The sequence below is a fragment of the Streptomyces sp. NPDC004667 genome (assembly GCF_040609475.1).
Classification (GTDB): Bacteria; Actinomycetota; Actinomycetes; order Streptomycetales; family Streptomycetaceae; genus Streptomyces.
On sequence record NZ_JBEXKC010000110.1, the window covers coordinates 1 to 19,063 of the forward strand.

The 19,063-nt window shown below is 72.8% G+C and carries 19 protein-coding genes; 7 read left to right on the top strand and 12 right to left on the bottom strand.

What is annotated here, in order from left to right; translation table 11 throughout:
* Window positions 1–154: 154 nt before the first annotated feature.
* Window positions 155–748: a dihydrofolate reductase family protein gene (locus tag ABZW32_RS35100; protein ID WP_356224193.1), complete on the bottom strand. Its 594-nt coding sequence runs from the start codon at window positions 746–748 to the stop codon at window positions 155–157.
* Between the two features lie 174 nt (window positions 749–922).
* On the opposite strand from ABZW32_RS35100, the gene ABZW32_RS35105 reads away from it, so the two are divergent.
* Window positions 923–1,321 carry a VOC family protein gene (locus ABZW32_RS35105; RefSeq protein ID WP_356224196.1) on the top strand — a complete coding sequence of 133 codons (399 nt, stop codon included), beginning with the start codon at window positions 923–925 and terminating at the stop codon, window positions 1,319–1,321.
* Between the two features lie 38 nt (window positions 1,322–1,359).
* Here ABZW32_RS35105 and ABZW32_RS35110 read toward each other — a convergent pair whose 3' ends face one another.
* The 7 genes from ABZW32_RS35110 to ABZW32_RS35140 all read right to left on the bottom strand — a co-directional run bounded on the left by ABZW32_RS35110 (window position 1,360) and on the right by ABZW32_RS35140 (window position 10,044).
* Complete coding sequence (locus ABZW32_RS35110) at window positions 1,360–1,665, bottom strand: hypothetical protein (RefSeq protein WP_356224198.1); 306 nt, start codon at window positions 1,663–1,665, stop codon at window positions 1,360–1,362.
* A 151-nt stretch (window positions 1,666–1,816) separates the two neighbouring features.
* Window positions 1,817–3,448 carry an APC family permease gene (locus ABZW32_RS35115; RefSeq protein WP_356224201.1) on the bottom strand — a complete coding sequence of 544 codons (1,632 nt, stop codon included), beginning with the start codon at window positions 3,446–3,448 and terminating at the stop codon, window positions 1,817–1,819.
* A gap of 230 nt (window positions 3,449–3,678) precedes the next feature.
* Window positions 3,679–5,148: an aldehyde dehydrogenase family protein gene (locus ABZW32_RS35120; RefSeq protein ID WP_356224204.1), complete on the bottom strand. Its 1,470-nt coding sequence runs from the start codon at window positions 5,146–5,148 to the stop codon at window positions 3,679–3,681.
* Window positions 5,145–6,884: a D-aminoacylase gene (locus tag ABZW32_RS35125; protein WP_356224207.1), complete on the bottom strand. Its 1,740-nt coding sequence runs from the start codon at window positions 6,882–6,884 to the stop codon at window positions 5,145–5,147. The genes ABZW32_RS35120 and ABZW32_RS35125 overlap by 4 nt, the downstream gene beginning before the upstream one ends.
* A 167-nt stretch (window positions 6,885–7,051) precedes the next feature.
* Window positions 7,052–8,173, bottom strand: a complete 1,122-nt coding sequence (locus ABZW32_RS35130; RefSeq protein WP_356224210.1) for an LLM class flavin-dependent oxidoreductase — start codon at window positions 8,171–8,173, stop codon at window positions 7,052–7,054.
* 123 nt (window positions 8,174–8,296) lie between these two features.
* Complete coding sequence (locus tag ABZW32_RS35135) at window positions 8,297–9,082, bottom strand: glucose 1-dehydrogenase (protein WP_356224213.1); 786 nt, start codon at window positions 9,080–9,082, stop codon at window positions 8,297–8,299.
* Window positions 9,083–9,096: 14 nt separating this feature from the next.
* On the bottom strand, window positions 9,097–10,044 hold the full coding sequence (locus ABZW32_RS35140; protein ID WP_356224216.1) for an LLM class F420-dependent oxidoreductase: 948 nt from the start codon (window positions 10,042–10,044) through the stop codon (window positions 9,097–9,099).
* A gap of 204 nt (window positions 10,045–10,248) precedes the next feature.
* On the opposite strand from ABZW32_RS35140, the gene ABZW32_RS35145 reads away from it, so the two are divergent.
* On the top strand, window positions 10,249–10,857 hold the full coding sequence (locus ABZW32_RS35145) for a hypothetical protein (protein ID WP_356224241.1): 609 nt from the start codon (window positions 10,249–10,251) through the stop codon (window positions 10,855–10,857).
* Here the strand turns inward: ABZW32_RS35145 and ABZW32_RS35150 are convergent.
* The 3 genes from ABZW32_RS35150 to ABZW32_RS35160 form a co-directional block, all read right to left on the bottom strand.
* Complete coding sequence (locus ABZW32_RS35150; protein WP_356224219.1) at window positions 10,829–11,662, bottom strand: L,D-transpeptidase family protein; 834 nt, start codon at window positions 11,660–11,662, stop codon at window positions 10,829–10,831. The two genes, ABZW32_RS35145 and ABZW32_RS35150, sit on opposite strands and share 29 nt — an antisense overlap.
* Window positions 11,663–11,784: 122 nt before the next feature.
* Window positions 11,785–13,014, bottom strand: coding sequence for an ATP-binding protein (locus ABZW32_RS35155; RefSeq protein WP_356224222.1), 1,230 nt, complete (start codon window positions 13,012–13,014; stop codon window positions 11,785–11,787).
* Window positions 13,011–13,709 carry a response regulator transcription factor gene (locus tag ABZW32_RS35160; protein WP_356224225.1) on the bottom strand — a complete coding sequence of 233 codons (699 nt, stop codon included), beginning with the start codon at window positions 13,707–13,709 and terminating at the stop codon, window positions 13,011–13,013. The genes ABZW32_RS35155 and ABZW32_RS35160 overlap by 4 nt, the downstream gene beginning before the upstream one ends.
* Window positions 13,710–13,798: 89 nt before the next feature.
* Here ABZW32_RS35160 and ABZW32_RS35165 point away from each other — a divergent pair, with 89 nt between their 5' ends.
* The 5 genes from ABZW32_RS35165 (at window position 13,799) to ABZW32_RS35185 (ending at window position 17,994) form a co-directional block, all read left to right on the top strand.
* Window positions 13,799–14,299 carry a hypothetical protein gene (locus ABZW32_RS35165; RefSeq protein WP_356224227.1) on the top strand — a complete coding sequence of 167 codons (501 nt, stop codon included), beginning with the start codon at window positions 13,799–13,801 and terminating at the stop codon, window positions 14,297–14,299.
* Window positions 14,299–15,405, top strand: coding sequence for a peptidoglycan-binding protein (locus ABZW32_RS35170; protein ID WP_356224244.1), 1,107 nt, complete (start codon window positions 14,299–14,301; stop codon window positions 15,403–15,405). The genes ABZW32_RS35165 and ABZW32_RS35170 overlap by 1 nt, the downstream gene beginning before the upstream one ends.
* Window positions 15,402–16,232, top strand: coding sequence for an ABC transporter ATP-binding protein (locus ABZW32_RS35175; RefSeq protein WP_356224229.1), 831 nt, complete (start codon window positions 15,402–15,404; stop codon window positions 16,230–16,232). The genes ABZW32_RS35170 and ABZW32_RS35175 overlap by 4 nt, the downstream gene beginning before the upstream one ends.
* Window positions 16,232–17,446 carry an ABC transporter permease gene (locus ABZW32_RS35180; RefSeq protein WP_356224232.1) on the top strand — a complete coding sequence of 405 codons (1,215 nt, stop codon included), beginning with the start codon at window positions 16,232–16,234 and terminating at the stop codon, window positions 17,444–17,446. The genes ABZW32_RS35175 and ABZW32_RS35180 overlap by 1 nt, the downstream gene beginning before the upstream one ends.
* A gap of 107 nt (window positions 17,447–17,553) precedes the next feature.
* On the top strand, window positions 17,554–17,994 hold the full coding sequence (locus ABZW32_RS35185; protein ID WP_356224235.1) for an NUDIX domain-containing protein: 441 nt from the start codon (window positions 17,554–17,556) through the stop codon (window positions 17,992–17,994).
* Window positions 17,995–18,010: 16 nt separating this feature from the next.
* Here ABZW32_RS35185 and ABZW32_RS35190 read toward each other — a convergent pair whose 3' ends face one another.
* Window positions 18,011–18,853, bottom strand: coding sequence for a trypsin-like peptidase domain-containing protein (locus ABZW32_RS35190; RefSeq protein WP_356224238.1), 843 nt, complete (start codon window positions 18,851–18,853; stop codon window positions 18,011–18,013).
* Window positions 18,854–19,063 lie beyond the last annotated feature (210 nt).

The window sequence follows — 19,063 nt, forward strand, 5'->3', positions numbered from 1 at the left end:
GGCCGAAGGCCATCGCGAAGCGACGCGACCGCAGGGAGCGCCCTTGACAGCCCGGCCCGACACGGAAGGACAGTGAGACTGACGGGAAACCCCCAAACCCTCCCTGATCCGGGCCAGGTCGAGTCCCGCCACCCCCCGACCCCACCCCGCCCCCTCAGCCCCCCGCCGGCCTGTACGTGCAGACGTTCACGCCCGCCGGGCTCGTCGCCGTCGAGACGAGTTCCAGGGTTCGGCGGCTGCCGTCCGTTGGGAAGATCGACTTGCCGCCGCCGAGGAGGACCGGCATGACGATCAGGCGGAGTTCGTCGACCAGGCCCTCGGCGATGAGGGTGCGCGCCAGGGTGGGACTGCCCATCACGAGCAGGTCGCCGCCGTCGGCCGCGTGCAGTTCGCGGAGGCGGGCGAGGGCCTCGGCGCCGGGGATGAGGGTGGTGTTGTTCCAGGTCAGGTCGGCGGCCGTGAGGGTCGCGGAGACGACGTGCTTGGGGATGGAGTTCATCCGGTCCGCGAAGGGGTCCCCCGCCCGGCCGGGCCAGGCGGCCGCCATCGTCTGCCAGGTGCGGCGCCCGAAGAGGAGGGCTTCGGCCTTGGCGGTGGCGTCGGCGAAGGCGCCGCCGACGACTTCCGGGTCGAAGAAGGGCTGCGACCAGCCACCGTGGGCAAATCCGCCGTCGACGTCCTCCTCCGGCCCGCCCGGGGCCTGGACGACGCCGTCGAGGCTGATGAACTCACTGATGACGATGCGCATGGGACTCGCTCCTTCTTCTCAGGACTTTCAGAAGGAGAGACTGCCGGGTCTCCCGGGAATCACCGCTCCGGACACTGTGACCCGGCCCACACCGCTACCGCCGTACGGTCCGGCATCTGACACATCGCGGGGCGGGCGGGCCCGTCGGTGCGACCGGCGCCGTACCCTCCGCGCATGATCGATTCACTCACCCACGTCCGTGTCGCCCGGCCCTCCCTCGACCTGGAGGCCGCCGAGCGGTTCTACGTCCAGGGCCTCGGACTGGACGTCCTGTGGCGGACGACCGGTCACGTCCCCGGGGAGCACGACCTCGTCATGGTCGGGCCCGCCGGCGGCGGATGGCACTTCGAGCTGACCCGGGACCCCGACAACCCGATCGCCCCCTCCCCCACCGTCGACGACCTGTTCGTCGTCTACCTCGGCGAGGCCCCCGACGAGGACCTCGTGGGCCGGCTGGTCGACCACGGCGGGACCCGGGTCCCCTCGCACAACCCGTACTGGGACGAGTACGGGGTCACGATCGCCGACCCGGACGGCTACCGGCTCGTGCTCTGCTCCCGCACCTGGGGCTGAGCCCGGCGCGGGCGGCCGCGGCGCGCGAGGGGCCCGGGTCAGCCGCCGGCCTTGGGGACCTTGGGTGCCTTGGGGAGTCCGGCGGAGAGGGCGGTGCCGGCGCCCGTGAGGGAGGCGTCGGTGGCCTTGGAGGCGGTGCCGGCCGCCTGGGCGGTCACGCCGACGGCGGTCTTGGTGTCCTGCACGGCCTGCCCGGGGTGGTCGACGATCTGGCCGACGCGCTTGGCGAGGGGCTTCACGGCGGTGGCGTTGCCGTCCGCGGCGTGGGCGGCGGCGGGGGTGAGTGCGATCGCGGCGCCGCCGGACAGGAGCAGGGCGGTGAGGGTGCGCTTCATGGCCTTCATGCACGGCCCAACGACCTCACCGCGCCCCGGGTCACCGCTCGCCGCGGGCGTTCCGCGCATCGGGTTACCCCGGGGCCCGGCGCCCCGGCGCACCCGGCCGGCCCGCACCCCGGGGCCCGCGCCCCCGGCGCACCCCCACACCGACAGGGGGTCAGTCCTCGACCACCAGGGCGGGGGTGGACTTGGTGAGGACCTCGCCGCGGAAGAAGGCGGGGCTGCGGCGTTCGGTGACGAACATGATGACCAGGCCGAGGGCGAGGAGGCCGACGCCGATGACGAAGACACTGCCGACGCCGAGGCCGGGGATGGTCGAGCCGGAGCCGTAGGAGGGGTTCCAGGCGTCGGTGAGGGTCTTGAAGAAGACCGCGGCGAGGAGGAGGCCGCCGGTCACCGGGAGGATCCCCTTGAAGAGCAGGTCGCGCACGGAGCGGCGCAGCTCGCCGCGGAAGTACCAGGCGCAGGCGAAGGCCGTCAGCGAGTAGTAGAAGCAGATCATCAGGCCGAGCGCGAAGATCGTGTCGGTGAGGACGTTCTCGCTGACCAGGGTCATGACCGTGTAGAAGGCTCCGGTGGCGATGCCCGCCGTGACGGTGGCGCGGCCCGGGGTCTTGAACCTCGGGTGGACCTTGGCGTAGGAGGCGGGCAGGGCCTCGTACGTGGACATGGCCAGGACCGTGCGGGCCACCGGGATGAAGGTGGTCTGCAGGGAGGCGGCGGCCGAGGCGAGGACGGCGACGAAGAGCAGGATGCCGAGCACGGGGCCCATGACGGGGCCGGCGAGGGCGGCGAAGACGTTGGCGGAGGTCTCCGGGTTGCCGAGGCCGAGGCCGGAGGTGCCGGAGCCGACGGCCATCTGGGCGGCGATGCCGGTGGCCAGGTAGGAGCCGACGAGGACGACCATCGCGATGAGCGAGGCGCGGCCGGGGGTCTTGGAGGACCCGATCGTCTCCTCGTTCGCGGTGAGGCAGGTGTCCCAGCCCCAGTACATGAAGATCGAGAGGGAGAGCCCGGCGGTGAAGGCGGCCATGGAGCCGACCGCGAAGGGGTTCATCCACTGCCACGAGAAGCTCAGTCCCGTGTCGAAGGTGCCGGCGGAGGCCTTCTGGAAGGCCATCGCGACGAAGACCGCGAGGACGAGGAGCTGGAGGCCGACCAGGGTGTACTGGATGCCCTTGGTGGCGGTCATGCCGCGGTAGCTGATGGCGGTGGCGACGGCGATCAGTGTCAGGCAGGTGCCGATGTGGACGAGTTTGTTGCCGTCCAGGTCCGCGATCGACGGATTGTTCGTGATCTCGCCCGCCAGCAGCCAGAAGTAGGAGGTGGCGACGCCCGCGAGGTTGGAGAGCACGATGATCGTGGCGATCACCAGGCCCCAGCCGCACATCCAGCCGATCCGCGGGCCGAAGGCCTTGACGGTCCAGGTGAAGGAGGTGCCGCAGTCCGGCATGGCCTTGTTGAGCTCGCGGTAGGCGAAGGCGACCAGCAGCATCGGGAGGAACCCGGCCAGGAAGACGGCCGGCATCTGGACGCCGACCTCGCCGGCGGTGGAGCCGAGGGTGGAGGTCAGGCAGTAGACGGGGGCGACGGTGGAGATGCCGAGGACGGCGCTGCCGACCAGGCCGACGGACCCCTTGCCCAGGCCCTTGCCGCGGACCTCGCCCTGACCCGCGCCCTGACCCTGGCCTTGATCCTGGCCTTGACCCTCGTTCTGACCCTGGCCATCGCCCTGGGCGACGCCGCTTACCGTGTCTCCGACCTTCTGCCGAACGTCCAGCTGTGTCATGTGTCAGGACGTTAGACGGTGCGGTTTCCACATTCGGAAGACTTAAGTCCGGATCCGAGAGCCCGAAAATGCCTTGAATCTTGAGGCCAAGAGAGTTAACGATCACGCAATGAAAGGTTCACCGGGCCGCCGAACATCGTTTAGGCGGACCCGGAGCTCACCTTTCACCATGCGGAAACCGCAGCACTGTCCGTTTTGAGGCTTTTCAAACTTTCCAGATCAATTTTTGGTCAAGCCCATACGATCGACTGGATTTCGCTGTAAGCGTGCAGCGCGTACGATCCCACGTCCCGCCCCACACCGCTCCGCTTGAACCCGCCGAACGGCGCCTCCATGTTCCGGCCGATCGTGTTCACCCCGACCCCGCCCGCCCGCAGCCGCCGCGCCACGCGGAAAGCGCGGGCCGCGTCCCCCGACCAGACGTAGCTCAGCAACCCGAACTCGCTGTCGTTGGCCAGCCGGACCGCCTCCTCCTCGTCCCCGTCGAACGGAACGACCACCACCACCGGCCCGAAGATCTCCTCCCGGACCACGCGCATGTCGTTGGTGCAGTCGACGAGGAGGGTCGGCGCCACGTAGAAGCCGCGGCCGTCCCCGACCACCGGGCGCTCCCCGCCGTACGCGATCCGCGCCCCCTCCTTCCTCCCCAGCTCCACGTACGACTCCACGCGGTCCCGGTGCGCCCCCGAGATCACCGGGCCGACCACCGTCCCCCGCTCCCCCGGATCACCCACCTTCATGAAGGCCAGGTAGCCCGTCAGCTTCTCCACCAGCTCCGCGTACACCGACCGGTGGACGATCACCCGCGTCGGCGCCGTGCAGATCTGGCCGGAGTAGAAGGAGAACGTCGTACCGATGCCCAGCACCGCCGCGTCGAGGTCGGCGTCCTCCAGGACGACCGCCGCGCCCTTCCCGCCCAGCTCCATCAGCTGCCGCTTCATGCTCCGCCCGCACACCTCGGCGATGCGCTGCCCGACGCCCGTGGAGCCGGTGAAGGACACCATGTCCACGTACGGGGAGTCCACCGCCGCCTCGCCCACCTCCACCGAGGCACCCGAGACCACGTTCACCACCCCGGCCGGCACCCCCGCCTCGTGCAGCGCCTCGGCCATCTTGAACACCGACAGCGGATCCTGCGGGGCCGGCTTGACCACCACCGTGTTCCCCATGGCCAGGGCCGGCGCCACCTTGCCCGCCGGGTTCGCCCACGGGTTGTTGTACGAGGTGATGCACGTGACCACCCCGACCGGCTGGCGCACCTCCAGCGCGCCCAGCACGCTCGCCCGCCCCATCGGGCCGGCCTCGGTCACCTGCGGCGGCAGCCCGCGCTCCACCGGCTCCAGCGCACCGTGCGCGTACCGCCGGAAGCGGGACACCCCGACGCCCACCTGCATCCCGCGCGCGATCCCCGTAGGCGCGCCCGTCTCGGCCCGCGCGAGCTCCGCCCACGGTTCGAACTCCCGCTGCATGACGTCCGCGGCCCGGTCCAGGATCGCCGCCCGCTCCTGCGGCGCCGTACGGGACCAGCCCTCGAAGGCCTCGGCCGCGGCGCGGGCCGCCTCCTCCACCTGGGCCCGGGAGGCCTCGGGGGCCAGACCGACGACGGATTCGTCCGCCGGGTTCACCACCTCGTAGTGGCCGCCGTCCGGCTCCACCCACTCGCCGCCGACGTAGAGCCGCTGCGCCGCTTCACCGCTCATCGGGTGCTCACCGTCCTCGTGTCCCGGCCCGAACGGAGCACGATCCCCGGGATCGCGCCCGTCACCTCGTCGTCGCGGATGGTCTCCACGCCGTTGACCCGTACCGAGACGATCCCGATGGCCCGGGCGTCCAGGCGCGGGCTGTCCCCCGGCAGGTCGTGCACGAGCGTCGCCGGGCCGGCCTCGATCCGCTCGGGGTCGAAGAGCACCAGGTCCGCGTGGAAGCCCTCGGCGATCCGGCCGCGCTCGCGCAGCCCGAACAGCTGCGCCGGGTCGTCGGTCAGCATCTTCACGGCCTGCTCCAGGGGGACCAGCCTGCGGCCGCGCAGGCAGTCGCCGAGGAACCGGGTCGTGTACGGGGCCCCGCACATCCGGTCCAGGTGCGCGCCGGCGTCGGAGCCGCCCAGCATCACGTCCTCGTGCTGCCAGGTCTCGGCGCGCAGCTCCCAGCTCGCCGGGTCGTTGTCGGTGGGCATCGGCCACAGCACGGTGCGCAGGTCGTCGTTGGCGCAGATCTCCACCAGGCACTGGAAGGCGTCCTGCCCGCGCTCGGCGGCGATGTCGCGCACGACCCGGCCCGACAGGCCCTCGTTCTCCTTGCTGTACGTGTCCCCGATGACGTAGCGGCCGAAGTCGGCCAGGCGCCGGAAGACCCCGGCCTCCTTGCTGTCGGCGCGGCGCAGCATCACGGCGCGGACGTCCGGGTCGCGGAGCTTCTCGATCCGCTCGGGGACGGGCAGGGAGAGGACCTCGCCCCAGCCGGGGATGAGGTTGAGGGCGCAGAAGGTGCCGAGGGACATGTTCATCGGGGTGAGGATCGGCATCGTGAGCGCGACGATCCGGCCGCCGGCCGCGCGGGCGCGCTCGCTGGCGGCCAGCTGGCGCGGGACGCGTTCGGGGACGGCGGCGTCGATGGTGAGGACGTTCCAGTTCAGGGGCCGGCCGGCGGTGGCGCTCATCTGCACGAAGAGGTCGATCTCGGCGTCGGAGAACCGGTCGAGGCATCCGGCGACGATGGCCTCCAGCTGGGTGCCCTCGTGGTCGGCGACGGCCGCGGACAGGGCGAGCAGCTCGGCGGGCTCCGCGTGGCGGGAGGCGACGGGGGCGCCGGAGCCGTCGGTGTGCGTGGAGGACTGGGTGGTGGACAGGCCCCAGGCGCCGGCGTCCATGGCCTCGTGGAGCAGGTCGACCATCTGCCGGAGCTGCTCGGGGGTGGGTTTGCCGCCGACCGCGGCCTCCCCCATGACGTGCCGGCGCAGGGCGCAGTGGCCGACCATGAAACCGGCGTTGACGGCGATCCGGCCCTCCAGGGCGTCGAGGTACTCGCCGAAGGTGGACCAGCTCCAGTCGACGCCCTCCTCCAGGGCGGCGAGGGCCATCCCCTCGACCTTGCTCATCATGCGGCGCGTGTAGTCGGCGTCCTCGGGGCGGGCGGGGTTGAGGGGGGCCAGGGTGAAGCCGCAGTTGCCGCCCGCGACGGTGGTGACGCCGTGGTTCATGGAGGGGGTGGCGTACGGGTCCCAGAACAGCTGGGCGTCGTAGTGGGTGTGGGGATCGATGAAGCCGGGGGTCAGGACGAGCCCGGTCGCGTCCTCGCTCGTACGGGCCGCCTCGGTGACGGTGCCGGGGGCGGCGACGATGACGATGCGGCCGTCGCGTATGCCGACGTCCGCGGGGCGCGGGGGCGTGCCGGTCCCGTCGACGACGGTCGCTCCGCGGATGAGGTGGTCGAGCATGACGGTTCCCCTCCTGGGTGGTGGTGGTCCGCGTCGGGCCGGAGCGGGCGGCAGGCCGCTGCCGGGCCGCTCCGGCCCTCGGCGATGCCCTGCCGGGACGGCGGTCCGGGAAGACGCCGCTCCGGCGGGGGGTCTGTCGGGGCCCGGGGACGGCCGGGCCCGGAGGGTCAGGCCGACTGGCGGAAGCGGGTCGTGCGGTGGACCGGGTCCGTGTCGATGTGGGGGATGACGTGCTCGCCGATCAGCTTGATCGTGGTCAGCGTGTCCTCCTTCGACACCCCCGTCGGCAGGCCGAAGGACAGCTGGTCCGCGCCCGCCTGCTCCCAGCGCTTGCACTGGGCGCGCACTTCCGAGGGGTCTCCGCAGATGAGGAGTTCCTCCGCGATGAGGAGCTCGATGATCTCCGCGTTGTACTCGGGGAGGGTCTCGGGCCACTGCGGGATCGCCTCGGGGCGCGGGAAGGTGTCGTGGTAGCGGAAGACCAGCGACTGGAAGCGGTTCATGTTCGCGTTGACCGCGATCTCCACCGCCTTCTCGTGGGTCTCCGCGCAGATCGCCGTCGAGGTGACCATGACGTTGTCGTTGACGAAGGCCCCGATGGCCTTCGCCTCCCGGATCGCCGTCTTGTACTGGTCGAGGACCCACTCCATGTCCGAGACCTTCTGGACGCTGAAGCCGAGGACGCCGAGGCCCTTGCGCGCCGCCATGGCGTACGAGGAGGGGGAGCCGGCCGCGTACCACATGGCCGGGTGGGCCTTGCCGTACGGCTTGGGGAAGACCTTGCGCGGGGGCAGCGACCAGTGCTTGCCCTGGAACCCCTCGTACTCCTCCTGGAGGAACATCTTGGGGAACTCCGCGATGGTCTCCTCCCAGATCTCCTTGGTGTGGTTCATGTCCGTGATGCCGGGCATGAAGCCGAGGATCTCGTGGCTGCCCGCGCCGCGTCCGGTGCCGAACTCGAAGCGGCCCTTGGAGAGGTGGTCGAGCATGGTGACCTTCTCGGCCACCTTCACCGGGTGGTTGACCGGGGCGAGGGGGTTGAAGATGCCCGAGCCGAGGTGGATCCGCTCGGTCGCGGCGGCGAGGTAGCCGAGGAAGACCTCGTTCGCCGAGAGGTGCGAGTACTCCTCCAGGAAGTGGTGCTCGGAGGCCCAGGCGTACTTGAAGCCGGACTGGTCGGCCTGGATGACGTACTCGGTCTCCTCCAGCAGCGCCTTGTGCTCCGCCTCGGGGTCGACCTTGGACCGCGCCTGGGGCACGTATCCCTGCACGAAGAGCCCGAATTCCAAGGGGGTTCACCGTCCTTAGGTTTCTGACATGTCGTCAGATTTGATGGGTCCGACTGTTCCACCGCGGGCCGGGGACCGTCAATACCCCTACCTGACGGTCCATCAGAAACACTTCGGAAGCACTCAGAGGATGCTCACCCCGGCCATCCAGCCCCCGTCGACGACGAACGGCTGGCCGGTGATGTACGAGGAGTCGTCGCCGGTCAGGAAGAGGGCCAGGCGCGCTATCTCCTCCGGCCGCCCGACCCGCCCCAGCGGGACCACCCGCCTGTACAGCTCCGCCATCGCCTCCCGGGCCTCGTCCGTCATCCCGGCGGGGTCCAGGAGCCCGGGGTTGGCCATCGGGGTGTCCACCGCCCCCGGGCACATGGCGTTGACCCGGATGTTCTTCGCGGCCAGCTCCAGCGCGGCGACCCGGGTCAGGCCCAGGATCGCCGCCTTGGTCGCCGCGTACGCGCCCACGTACGCCATGCCCGTCAGCCCCGTGTACGACGAGGTGTTGACGATGGTCCCGCCGCCCGCCGCCTCGATCTCGGGAGCGAGCGCCTTGATCCCGAGGAAGGCGCCGACCTGGTTGACCTCGACCACCTGGCGGAACTCCTCCAGCGGGGTCGCCGTCAGCTCGTTGAAGCGCAGGATCCCCGCGTTGTTCACCAGGCCGCTGACCGGGCCGAAGGCCTCCTTCGCGACGGCCACGGCTGCCGCCCAGTCCTCCTCCCGGCTCACGTCCATCCGTACGTACCGCGCACGGTCCTCGCCTATGTCCTTGGCCACGGCGGCGCCCTGCTCGTCCAGTACGTCGCCCAGCACCACCCGCGCGCCCTCGGCGGCGAAGAGGCGGGCCTCCTGCTCGCCCTGGCCGCGCGCCGCACCGGTGATCAGGACGACGCGCCCGTCCAGCTTTCCCATGGCCACTACACCCTTCAGTCGTTGAGGAGGGGGGCCACCTCGGCCCCGAAAGCGGTGATCTGGTCGGTCAGTTCGGCGCGGTCGCGGCTGCGGAAGCGGACCTGGATCTGGTCCACGCCCAGCACCCGGTACTCCCGCAGCGACTCGGCGAGCGCCTCCGCCTTGCCGGTCAGGGCGCGGCGGCCGGTGTCCCACGCGGGCTCGCCGACGTAGAGGGCCTCGGTGATCGCGCCGAACTCGACGGGGCCGGCGACCCCGGCCGCCGCGCGCAGCTCCTTGATCCGGGCGATCTGCGCCGGGAGCTTCTCGCGGGGATCGCCCTGCGGGAGCCAGCCGTCGCCGCGCTCGGCGGCCCGGCGGACGGCGGCGGGCGAGGAACCGCCGATCCAGACGGGGATCCGGTCCTGGGCGGGCCGCGGCAGCTGGCCGAGGTCCCGGAAGGAGAACCGCTGCCCCTCGAACTCCGGGAACTCCTCGGGACCGAGGGCCGCGCGCAGGGCGTCGAGGGTCTCGTCGAGCAGGGCACCCCGGCCGGGGAAGTCCGCACCGACGGCCTCGAACTCCTCCTGGACGTGCCCGGCGCCGACCCCGAGGATCAGACGGCCGCCGCTGAGGTGGTCGAGGGTCGCGTACTGCTTGGCGGTGACCAGCGGGTGGCGCAGCCCGACGATCGCGACGTGGCTCAGCAGCCGAACGCGCTCGGTGATCCCGGCCAGGAAGGCCAGGGTGGCGACGGGGTCGTACCAGATGGTGCTCATGGGGCCGGCGAGGCGGCGCGGGATCGCCACGTGATCGCAGGTGGCGAGGTACCCGAAGCCCGCCCGGTCGGCGGCGCGGGCCACCTCGGCGAGATCGGCGGCGCCGGCCGAGGCCTCCCAGGGTTCGGCATAGAGGGTGCTCTGCGACTGGACGGGGAGCTGCATCCCGTACGCCAGCCGGCCTTCCGGAAACACGCGTGCCATGGCGGGCCCGCCTCGCCTTCGTCTGCCGGGTGCGTCGTGCGCCGACGCGGCGCGCCGGTGCCGGGCCATCGTCGTAGCTGACGGATCGTCAGGCAAGAGGTGGGGGCGATCCGCCCGGTCCGGCCCGCCCGCGCAGCCGCTACTGCTCCCCGCGCCCCGTTCCGTACGCGGCGCCCAGCGCCTAGGGTGCGGCGCGTGGAACTGATGCTCACGCTCGTCAGCGGGCTCGCCTGGACCGTCGTCTACGTGGAGGCGATCCGCGTCGGGCTCCGGGACCGGACGTACGCGATGCCCGTCGCCGCGCTCGCGCTGAACTTCGCCTGGGAAACCACCTACGCCGTGAACGAGTTCCGCACCGGTGTCTCCGCGCAGGGCGTGGTCAACGTGGTGTGGGCACTCGCCGACCTCGTGATCGTGTACACGTACCTGCGGTTCGGGCGCGCCGAGCTGCCCGGCTTCGTGACCCGGCCGCTGTTCGCCGCCTGGAGCGCGCTCCTGTTCGCCACCGCGTTCGCCGTGCAGTGGCTCTTCCTCGCCCAGTTCGGAACGCACGACGCCACCCGCTACTCGGCGTTCCTCCAGAACCTGCTGATGTCCGGGCTGTTCATCGCGTTCTTCGTGGCCCGGCGCGGTCCGCGCGGGCAGTCCCTGCTCATCGCCGTCGCCAAATGGCTCGGCACGCTCGCCCCGACCGTGCTGTTCGGGGTGCTGGAAGGCTCCGGCTTCGTCCTGGGGCTCGGCGTGCTGTGCTGCGTGTTCGACCTCGTCTACATCGGCCTGCTGCTCAGAAGCCGGGAGGCCCCATCGCGATGACCGGGTGCGCCGCCGGGTCCAGGGTCTCCAGGAGCGTGCGCATCGCCTCCTTCGGGAGGCCGACGCAGCCCTGGGAGGGGCCGTCGTGGTCCACGTGGAGCCAGATGTTGCCGCCCTTGCGCTCACCGTCCGGCTTGGCCGGGTCCAGCGGGGACACTCCCTGGCGGCGGTTGTAGTCGATCGCCACGACGTAGTCGAAGGAGCCCGCCAGGGACTCCCCGTTCACCCCACGGCCGGTGGCCACGAACGCCGCGTCCCGGTCGTACGGGAGCTTCGTGCCGGGCGGCGCGGGCAGCCGCCCGCCCGCGTCCGTGAGGGAGAACACACCCTGCGGGGAGGTCAGGTCCCCGTACGTGCGCTCGGTGGACCAGCCCTTGGCGCCGTTGCGGGCGGGCCAGTGCCCGGCCGCCGCCCAGTCGGCGCCCGCCGTGGCCCGCGTGTAGAAGGTGACGTCCGATTCCGAGGAGTCCTTCGCCCTGCCGGTGACCAGCACCAGCTGCCGGGACTCGGCGGGGATCCGGGCGCGGGCCGCGTCGCCGAGCGAGGCCGGCAGCCCGTGGCGGCCGTCGGGGCGGTGCGCGTCGCGCGCGGCCCGGTCGGGGGTCTGCGGGCGGGAGTCCGAACGGGCCGGCGGCGGCACGGGCGCCCCCGGCTGCTCGTGGAGGGCCTGCATCCAGCCGGCACCGAAGGCCAGCAGGCCGAAGGCGGCGACGGCGGTCAGCGCCCGCGGCCGGCGGGCGGCCGAACGGGAGCGCGTACGGGTACGGCCACGGGGGCGGGAGCGGGCTCGGGCGTGCTTGCTCATTGACCCGACCGTACAGGAGCCGATCTTCGTTCCCGCCGAACGGGCGCCACGCGGCCACCGCGCGGACGCCGCGCGGACGCCGCTACGGGCAACCGCCCGGACGCCGACCGGACGCGGACCGGCTACCCCCGGCCCGCGGACGGCTCCGCCGGGAAGCGGACCCGGATCGTCAGGCCGCCGTCCGGTGCCGGGTTGGCTTCGGCCAGCAGGCGCGCCCCGTGCGCCCGCGCGATCGAGGCGACGATCGAGAGGCCCAGCCCCGCGCCCTCCCCCGCGGTGTGGCGGCGCTCGGCGCGGCGGCGGAACGGCTCCAGCAGCCGCGGCACCTCCCCCGGACCGATCACCGGCCCGGTGTTCGACACCGTCAGCCCCCCGGACGGGGAGGTCCGCACGCACAGTCGGCCGCCCGGCCGGTTGTGACGCACCGCGTTGGCGAGCAGGTTCCGCACCAGGTGGCCGAGCAGGGTCGCGTCGCCGTTCACCGTCAGCGGCGCGAGTTCCCGTACGACGGCCACGCCGGCGTCCGCCGCGCCGTCCGCGACCGCCGCCAGCTCGGCCCCCGCCAGCGCCGCCAGGTCCACCGGGCGTGCCGCCTCCAGGCCCTCCTCGGAGACGGCCAGCAGCAACAGCGACTCCACCAGGTGCTCGCTGGAGTCGGCCACCGCGATGAGCCGCTCCCGGATCCGTGCCACCTTCGCCGGGTCCGGCTCCCCGGACAGCCCGATCTCGGCGGCGGCCCGCTGGACGGCGAGCGGCGTGCGCAGCTCGTGGGCGGCGTTGGCCGCGAAGCGGCGCTGCGCCCCGACGAGGTCCTCCATCCGGTCGAGCATCCCGTCGAAGGTGTCGGCGAGCCGCTTGAGCTCGCCGGGCGGGGCCTGGAGGTCGATCCGCTCGTGCAGGTTCGCCGCGGACAGCCGGCGGGCCGTCTCGGTGATCACCGCGACGGGGCGCAGCACGCGGCCGGCCATCCACCAGGCGAGCCAGGCCGACAGGACGGCGAAGAGGGCGAGGGCGACGAGCGAGACGAGGGTCAGCTCGTGCAGGGCCGCCCCGGAGGCGGCGGTGGTCAGGGTGCGGGTGACGCGCCACTGCTCCATCTGGTCGGTGGTGGGGCCGGTCGTGGGCGGGAGCGGGTGAGCGAGCTCGAAGACTTTCGCTCCGGCGCCGGGATCGTGGTCGTCGGCCACGACGCCGCCGGGCAGGACGGTGGCCACGGCCCCGCTGACGCGGGAGTACAGGACCCGGCGCAGGAGTACGTTGACCAGCGCGACGAGGCCGCCGCCCGCGAGGAGCAGCAGGGTTCCGTAGAGCGCGGTGAGACGGGCGCGCTCGGAGTGGAGCACCGCTCTCATCGCGGACCGGCGCTTCCGCCGCGGGCCGCCTCGGGGCCCGCGGCGATCCGGTAGCCCGCGCCCGGCACCGTCTCGATCAGCGGCGGCTCGCCGAGTTTGCCGCGCAGCTTGCTGAGGGTGACCCGGACGGCGTTGGTGCTGTAGGCGGTGTCCTGCTCCCACACCTGCTCGATGAGGTCGTCGCTGCTCAGCACCGCCCCCTCCGCCCGCAGCAGCGCCTCCAGCACGGCGAACTCCTTGCGCGAGAGCGCGAGGCGGTGCCCGTCGCGGGCGGCCGAGCGCCGCGCGGTGTCCAGGGCGAGCCCGGCGCGTTCCAGGACCGGCGGCAGGGCCGGGCGGGTGCGCCGGCCCAGGGCCAGGACGCGGGCGAGGAGCTCGTCGTAGGCGAAGGGTTTGGTGAGGTAGTCGTCGGCGCCGAGGCCGAGGCCCTCCACCCGGTCCCGTACGGTCCCGGAGGCGGTCAGCATCAGCACCCGGGTCAGCAGCCGCTCGCGCACCACCTGGCGGCAGACCTCGTCGCCGTGGAGTCCGGGCAGGTCCCGGTCGAGGACGAGGACGTCGTACTCGCCCAGGCGCAGGCGGCGCAGCGCCTCCATGCCGTCGCCGGCCTCGTCGACGGCCAGCGCGTCGCGGCGCAGCCCCTCGGCGATCATCTCCCGGAGGAACTCCTCGTCCTCCACCACCAGTACTCGCATCCTCCCTCTCTACAGGAGGAGGACATTTCGCCGTTGTAAGCGGTCCGCGAGAGGGAAGCGAAACCGCCTCTTCCCGCACGCTCGGGCCCATGAAGCGATCCCTGACCATGACCACGGCGGCCGTCCTGACCGGCCTGACCCTCTTCGTCACGGCCTGCACGAACAGCGGGGCATCGGACAAGGAGAAGGAGAACGGCAACGACTCGGCGAGCGGCGGCTCCAACGGCTCCGCCACCGGCGCCGACGCCGACAAGGCCCTGAAGGTGCGCAAGTGCCTGCGCGACCACGGCATCGACGCCCCCGACCCGGAACCCGGCCAGGACCCGCGCGGCATGACCCTCGGCATGGGCGCCGACCCGCAGAAGGTCGAGGAGGCCATGAAGGCCTGCGGGCTTCAGGGCTCCGGGGCCGCCAAGGAGCCGACGCAGGAGGAGAAGGACAAGGAGCTGCGCTGGATCAGGTGCATGCGCGAGAACGGCATCGACATCAAGGACCCCGACTACAGCGGCGGCATGAAGAGCGCGATCAAGATCCCCGAGGGGCAGGAGAAGGCCTTCGAGGCGGCCCAGAAGAAGTGCGAGGCGTCCTGATGGCGCGGCGCGGCGCGTGGCTGGTGGGCACGGTGGCGGTGGTGCTGGCCGTCTCGGGCGGCGGGTACGCCCTCCTCGACCGGCCCGCGCGGGACGACGGGCGCCAGCACGCCGACGGCCTGCCCCCGGCCACGGACGAGGTCCGGCGCGGTGACCTCGGTTCCGGCAGCCGGGTGGACGGCACCCTGGGGTATGCGGGGGAACGCAAGCTGAGCGCGGCCGGGCCGGGCGTCCTGACCTGGATCGCGGCCGAGGGCTCGGCCGTCGAACGGGACGGGAGACTCTACGAGGTCAACGGCAGGCCGGTGCGGCTGATGTACGGATCCACCCCGATGTACCGGCCGCTGAAGGCCGGGGACAAGGGTGACGACGTCAAGCAGCTCAAGCGGAACCTGGTGGCCCTCGGCCACGGGACCGGTCTGGACGCTTCGGACGGGACCTTCACGGAGGGCACCTCGGCGGCGGTGAAGCGCTGGCAGAAGGCGCACAAGGAGAAGGAGACGGGCGAGGTCGCCAGGGAGGACATCGCGTTCGCCGCGGGCCCGCAGCGGGTCAAGCGGGGCGACGCGGCGCTCGGTGACGAGCCGGGACCGGGCAAGCCCGTGCTGACCGTGACGGGCACCGAGCGGGTCGTCCGTTTCCAGCTGGACGCGGCGAAGGCCGACTCGGCGAAGACGGGCGACAAGGTGACGGTCCGCCTCCCGGGCGGCACCGGCGCGAGCGGGAAGATCGACTCGGTGGGCAGCACGGCCGCCTCGGACGACCAGAACGGCGGCGGCTCCGGAGGGGGCGGCGGAGGCGGTGGGGGCGGTGACCAGAAGGCCAAGGTCGAGGTGACCGTCGTCTTCGACAACCCCGGCGACGTCAAGGGACCCGACCAGTCCCCGGTGTCGGTCTCCCTGACCGGCGAGACCCGTACCGGCGTGCTGTCCGTACCGGTCAACGCGCTGCTGGCGCTGTCCGGCGGCGGCTTCGGCGTCCAGGTCGTGGAGAACGGCCGGACGCGCGACGTGAAGGTGGAACTGGGCATGTTCGGCAACGGCCGGGTCGAGGTGACCGGCGGCGACCTCAAGGAGGGCATGCGGGTGGGGGTGCCGAAGATATGACCGAGCACGCCCGGTACCCGGGGCAGGCACGGCCGGCCCGACGGGGCGAACCCGTCGTCGAACTGGCCGGGGTGACCAAGGAGTACCCCGGCGGGGTCACGGCCCTGCGCGGGGTGGACCTCACCGTCCTGAGCGGGGAACTCCTCGCCATCGTCGGCCCGTCGGGCTCCGGCAAGTCCACCCTGCTGCACGTCGTCGGCACCCTGGACCGGCCGACCGCGGGCCGCGTCGCCATCGCGGGGCACGACGTGGCGACCCTGTCCGACCGGTCCCTGTCGGCGCTGCGCTCGCGCCACGTCGGCTTCGTCTTCCAGTCCTTCCACCTGGTCCCGGGCCTCAGCGCGCGGGCGAACGTCGCCGAGGGGTTGCTGTACTCCGGACTCCCGCGCGCCGAGCGCGGGCGCCGGGCGGAGCGGGCCCTGGAGCGGGTCGGCCTCGGCGACCGGATGGACCACCGGCCGCACGAACTGTCGGGCGGGCAGAAACAGCGGGTGGCCATCGCCCGCGCGGTGGCGGGCGAACCGGACCTGCTGCTGGCCGACGAGCCGACGGGGGCCCTGGACACGGCTTCGGGACGCTCGGTGATGGAACTGCTGCACGAGCTGAACGAGGACGGGGCCACCATCGCCGTGATCACCCACGACCGGGAGATCGCCGGCGCCCTGCCCCGGCAGGTCCGCATCCGCGACGGCGAGGTGGTCGCCGACATCCGGAACGCGGCGGCCGGGGGGACGGGCGGGGGCGGGGGCGGCGGGGGCGACGGGGGCGACCGGATCGACGGCGCCGAGGCCGGTCCCGGTCTCGGCGCCGGGCCGGAGGCCGCGTGATGGGGCGCCGCGCGAAGGACCGCACCCGGCTCACTCCCCCCAGGCTCACCCCGCGCGACGTCCTGCACGCCGGTTCGGCGGGGCTGCGCTCCCGCCCGATGCGGGTCTTCCTCTCCGCCCTCGGGATCGCGATCGGCATCGCGACGATGATCGCGGTGGTCGGGATCTCCTCGTCCAGCCAGGCCAAGCTCCTGCGGGAACTCGACCGGCTGGGCACGAACATGCTGGTGGCCACCCCCGGCCAGTCCATGTTCTCGGGGCAGGACACGAAGCTGCCCCCGGAGGCCCCGGGCATGATCTCCCGCATCGACGGAGTCGAGTCGGTCGGTACGACGGGGGACGTGCCCCAGTCCGTCCGCCGGTCGGAGAACATCCCGGCCGGGGAGACGGGCGGCATCGCCCTCAAGGCCGTCAAGGACGACCTCCTCGGCACACTGCGGGCGAGCGTGCGCAGCGGTACCTGGCTGAACGCCGCCACCGGCCGCTACCCCGCCGTGGTGCTCGGGCACGTCTCGGCGCAGCGCCTGGGCATCGCCCAGCCGGGGCAGCAGGTCTTCATCGGCGGACGCCACTTCACGGTGGTCGGGATCCTGGATCCGGTCCCGCTGGCCCCGGAGATCGAACGCTCGGCCCTGATCGGCTGGGAGGCGGCGACCGGGCTGCTGGGCTTCGACGGCCACCCGACGGCGGTCTACGAGCGCTCCGCGGACGACCGGGTCGCGGAGGTCCGCCGGCTCATCGCCCGCAGCGCGAACCCCCAGACGCCGAGCGCGGTCTCGGTGACCGACCCCTCGGCGGCGCTCAAGGCGAAAGCGGCCACCGAGGGGGCGTTCAGCACGCTGCTGCTCGGGCTGGGCGGGATCGCGCTCCTGGTGGGCGGGGTCGGCGTAGCCAACACAATGATCATCTCGGTGCTGGAACGCCGCCACGAGATCGGCCTGCGCCGCTCGCTCGGCGCCACCAAGGGGCAGATCCGGATCCAGTTCGTCACCGAGTCACTCCTGCTGTCCGGACTCGGCGGCCTGGCGGGGATCGCGCTGGGCGGCGCCGCGACGGGGATCTACGCCCGGGCGGGCGACCTCCCCTGGGTGGTCCCCCTGTGGGCGGTCACGGGCGGCTTCGCCGCCACCCTCGCCATCGGCACCCTGGCGGGCCTCTACCCGGCGGTCCGGGCGGCCCGCCTCTCCCCGACGCTGGCGCTCCAGGCGGCGTAGGGGGGAGGGGGGAGGGCGAGGGAGAGGGAGCGGCCGGCGCGTCCCGCCGGTCACGCCGGTCACGCCGAGCCCTCCCGCCCGCAGGGGCCCGGACGTACCCTGAACTGATGAGAACTCCTCGTCAGGCAGCGCGCATTGTCGTCCTCTCCCCCAGCGGATCGGTGTTCCTGTTCCGGGAGAACAACGTCGAAGTCGGCATCCACTGGCTGCCGCCGGGCGGCGGGATCGATCCCGGCGAGAGTCCCGAGGAGTGCGTGCGGCGCGAGTTGCGCGAGGAGACCGGGTGGACCGACCTGGAGCCGCAGCGGCTGCTGTGCACCTGGGAGCACGACTTCACCCACCAGGGCGTCCCGGTCCGCCAGCACGAGCACATCTACGTCACCACGGGCCCCCGCCGCGAACCTCGCCTCGAAGCCCCCGGCATCCACTGGCAGTGGCTCTCCCCGCAGCGCCTCGCCACCCTCGGCGAACCCCTCTGGCCCCCGCGCCTGCCGGAACTCCTCGCCGACGCCGCGGCCGAACCGGTCCACCTGGGGCTCCTGGCATAGCCCAGGGCGGGGTGGGTCAGCGCTTGGCCGTGGCCTTCGCGTAGAGCTGCGCCGCGTAGTCGCCGAGGACGGTGCTCGTGGACACGTCGTCCGTGTCCCCGCCCGTCAGGATGCCGATGATCTTCCCGTCGCGGCCGATCCAGGCGCTGCCGCTGGTGCCGCCCGGGAAGTCGGAGCAGTCGAAGCGCTGTTCCGTCTGGCTGAGGCGGACGGCGACGGCCGTGCAGGTGCGGGGGACCTTGCGGTCGGCGGGGTAGCCCGTCACCGTGACCTCCTCGCCCGCGCGGCCGGAGGTGTCCAGGGGGGCGCCGCCTATGACGTCCTCGATGTTGCGGCCCTTGGCGTCGGGGGCCACGCGGGCGAAGGCGAGGTCGTAGTCGTCGTCCGTACCGTCGGCCCAGCGCTCGTCCTCGTAGACCTGCTCTATCTTCCAGGTCCCGTACGGGGCGACGCCGTTCGCGTACGCGGGCGCGAAGACCGCACCGCCGTCGCGGGCCTGCTCGCCCTCCATGAGGCAGTGACCGGCGGTGATGAGCAGGTTCTTGCCGGGGCTGCGGACGACGGTGGCGGTGCAGAAGTGATCACCGTCCAGGCCGCCGGTGAACAGGGCACCGGTGAAGGCGGCGGGCCCGCCGGGCTTGGGGGTCACGGCGGCCGGCGGCGGCGAGGCGAGCTGAGGCTTGGAGGCCTTCGACCGCGAAGGACCGGTGGACGAGCCGGACGGCGTGGCCGACTTGGCGTGCACGGGAGCGTCGGCCCCGTCGGGCGGCGGCACCAACTCGGCCACGGCGGCCGAGGCGCCCAAGGCCGCCACCGCACACAACACCGCCGTCACCACGGTCCGCTTGTCCACCGCCATGATCCCTCCCGCTTCGCCCTCGCGAAGCATGCCCCGGGGGCGGGGCGGGGTGCAAGGGGAGAGGGGGGTGGGGCGGGGTCGGGGGGCGGCGGGACTCGACCTGGCCCGAATCAGAGAGGGTATGGGGGTTTCCCGTCAGTCTCACTGTCCTTCCGTGTCGGGCCGGGCTGTCAAGGGCGCTCCCTTCGGTCGCGTCGCTTCGCGATGGCC

Bases quoted from the DNA above. Each gene is read 5' to 3' on its own strand.
- ABZW32_RS35170 (WP_356224244.1), top strand. From the start codon at position 14,299: ATGGCGCGGCGCGGCGCGTGGCTGGTGGGCACGGTGGCGGTGGTGCTG.
- ABZW32_RS35150 (WP_356224219.1), bottom strand. From the start codon at position 11,662: ATGAGCAAGCACGCCCGAGCCCGCTCCCGCCCCCGTGGCCGTACCCGT.
- ABZW32_RS35110 (WP_356224198.1), bottom strand. From the start codon at position 1,665: ATGAAGGCCATGAAGCGCACCCTCACCGCCCTGCTCCTGTCCGGCGGC.
- ABZW32_RS35135 (WP_356224213.1), bottom strand. From the start codon at position 9,082: ATGGGAAAGCTGGACGGGCGCGTCGTCCTGATCACCGGTGCGGCGCGC.
- ABZW32_RS35105 (WP_356224196.1), top strand. From the start codon at position 923: ATGATCGATTCACTCACCCACGTCCGTGTCGCCCGGCCCTCCCTCGAC.
- ABZW32_RS35140 (WP_356224216.1), bottom strand. From the start codon at position 10,044: ATGGCACGCGTGTTTCCGGAAGGCCGGCTGGCGTACGGGATGCAGCTC.
- ABZW32_RS35155 (WP_356224222.1), bottom strand. From the start codon at position 13,014: ATGAGAGCGGTGCTCCACTCCGAGCGCGCCCGTCTCACCGCGCTCTAC.
- ABZW32_RS35115 (WP_356224201.1), bottom strand. From the start codon at position 3,448: ATGACACAGCTGGACGTTCGGCAGAAGGTCGGAGACACGGTAAGCGGC.
- ABZW32_RS35120 (WP_356224204.1), bottom strand. From the start codon at position 5,148: ATGAGCGGTGAAGCGGCGCAGCGGCTCTACGTCGGCGGCGAGTGGGTG.
- ABZW32_RS35190 (WP_356224238.1), bottom strand. From the start codon at position 18,853: ATGGCGGTGGACAAGCGGACCGTGGTGACGGCGGTGTTGTGTGCGGTG.
- ABZW32_RS35165 (WP_356224227.1), top strand. From the start codon at position 13,799: ATGAAGCGATCCCTGACCATGACCACGGCGGCCGTCCTGACCGGCCTG.
- ABZW32_RS35185 (WP_356224235.1), top strand. From the start codon at position 17,554: ATGAGAACTCCTCGTCAGGCAGCGCGCATTGTCGTCCTCTCCCCCAGC.
- ABZW32_RS35160 (WP_356224225.1), bottom strand. From the start codon at position 13,709: ATGCGAGTACTGGTGGTGGAGGACGAGGAGTTCCTCCGGGAGATGATC.
- ABZW32_RS35125 (WP_356224207.1), bottom strand. From the start codon at position 6,884: ATGCTCGACCACCTCATCCGCGGAGCGACCGTCGTCGACGGGACCGGC.
- ABZW32_RS35175 (WP_356224229.1), top strand. From the start codon at position 15,402: ATGACCGAGCACGCCCGGTACCCGGGGCAGGCACGGCCGGCCCGACGG.
- ABZW32_RS35180 (WP_356224232.1), top strand. From the start codon at position 16,232: ATGGGGCGCCGCGCGAAGGACCGCACCCGGCTCACTCCCCCCAGGCTC.
- ABZW32_RS35145 (WP_356224241.1), top strand. From the start codon at position 10,249: ATGCTCACGCTCGTCAGCGGGCTCGCCTGGACCGTCGTCTACGTGGAG.
- ABZW32_RS35100 (WP_356224193.1), bottom strand. From the start codon at position 748: ATGCGCATCGTCATCAGTGAGTTCATCAGCCTCGACGGCGTCGTCCAG.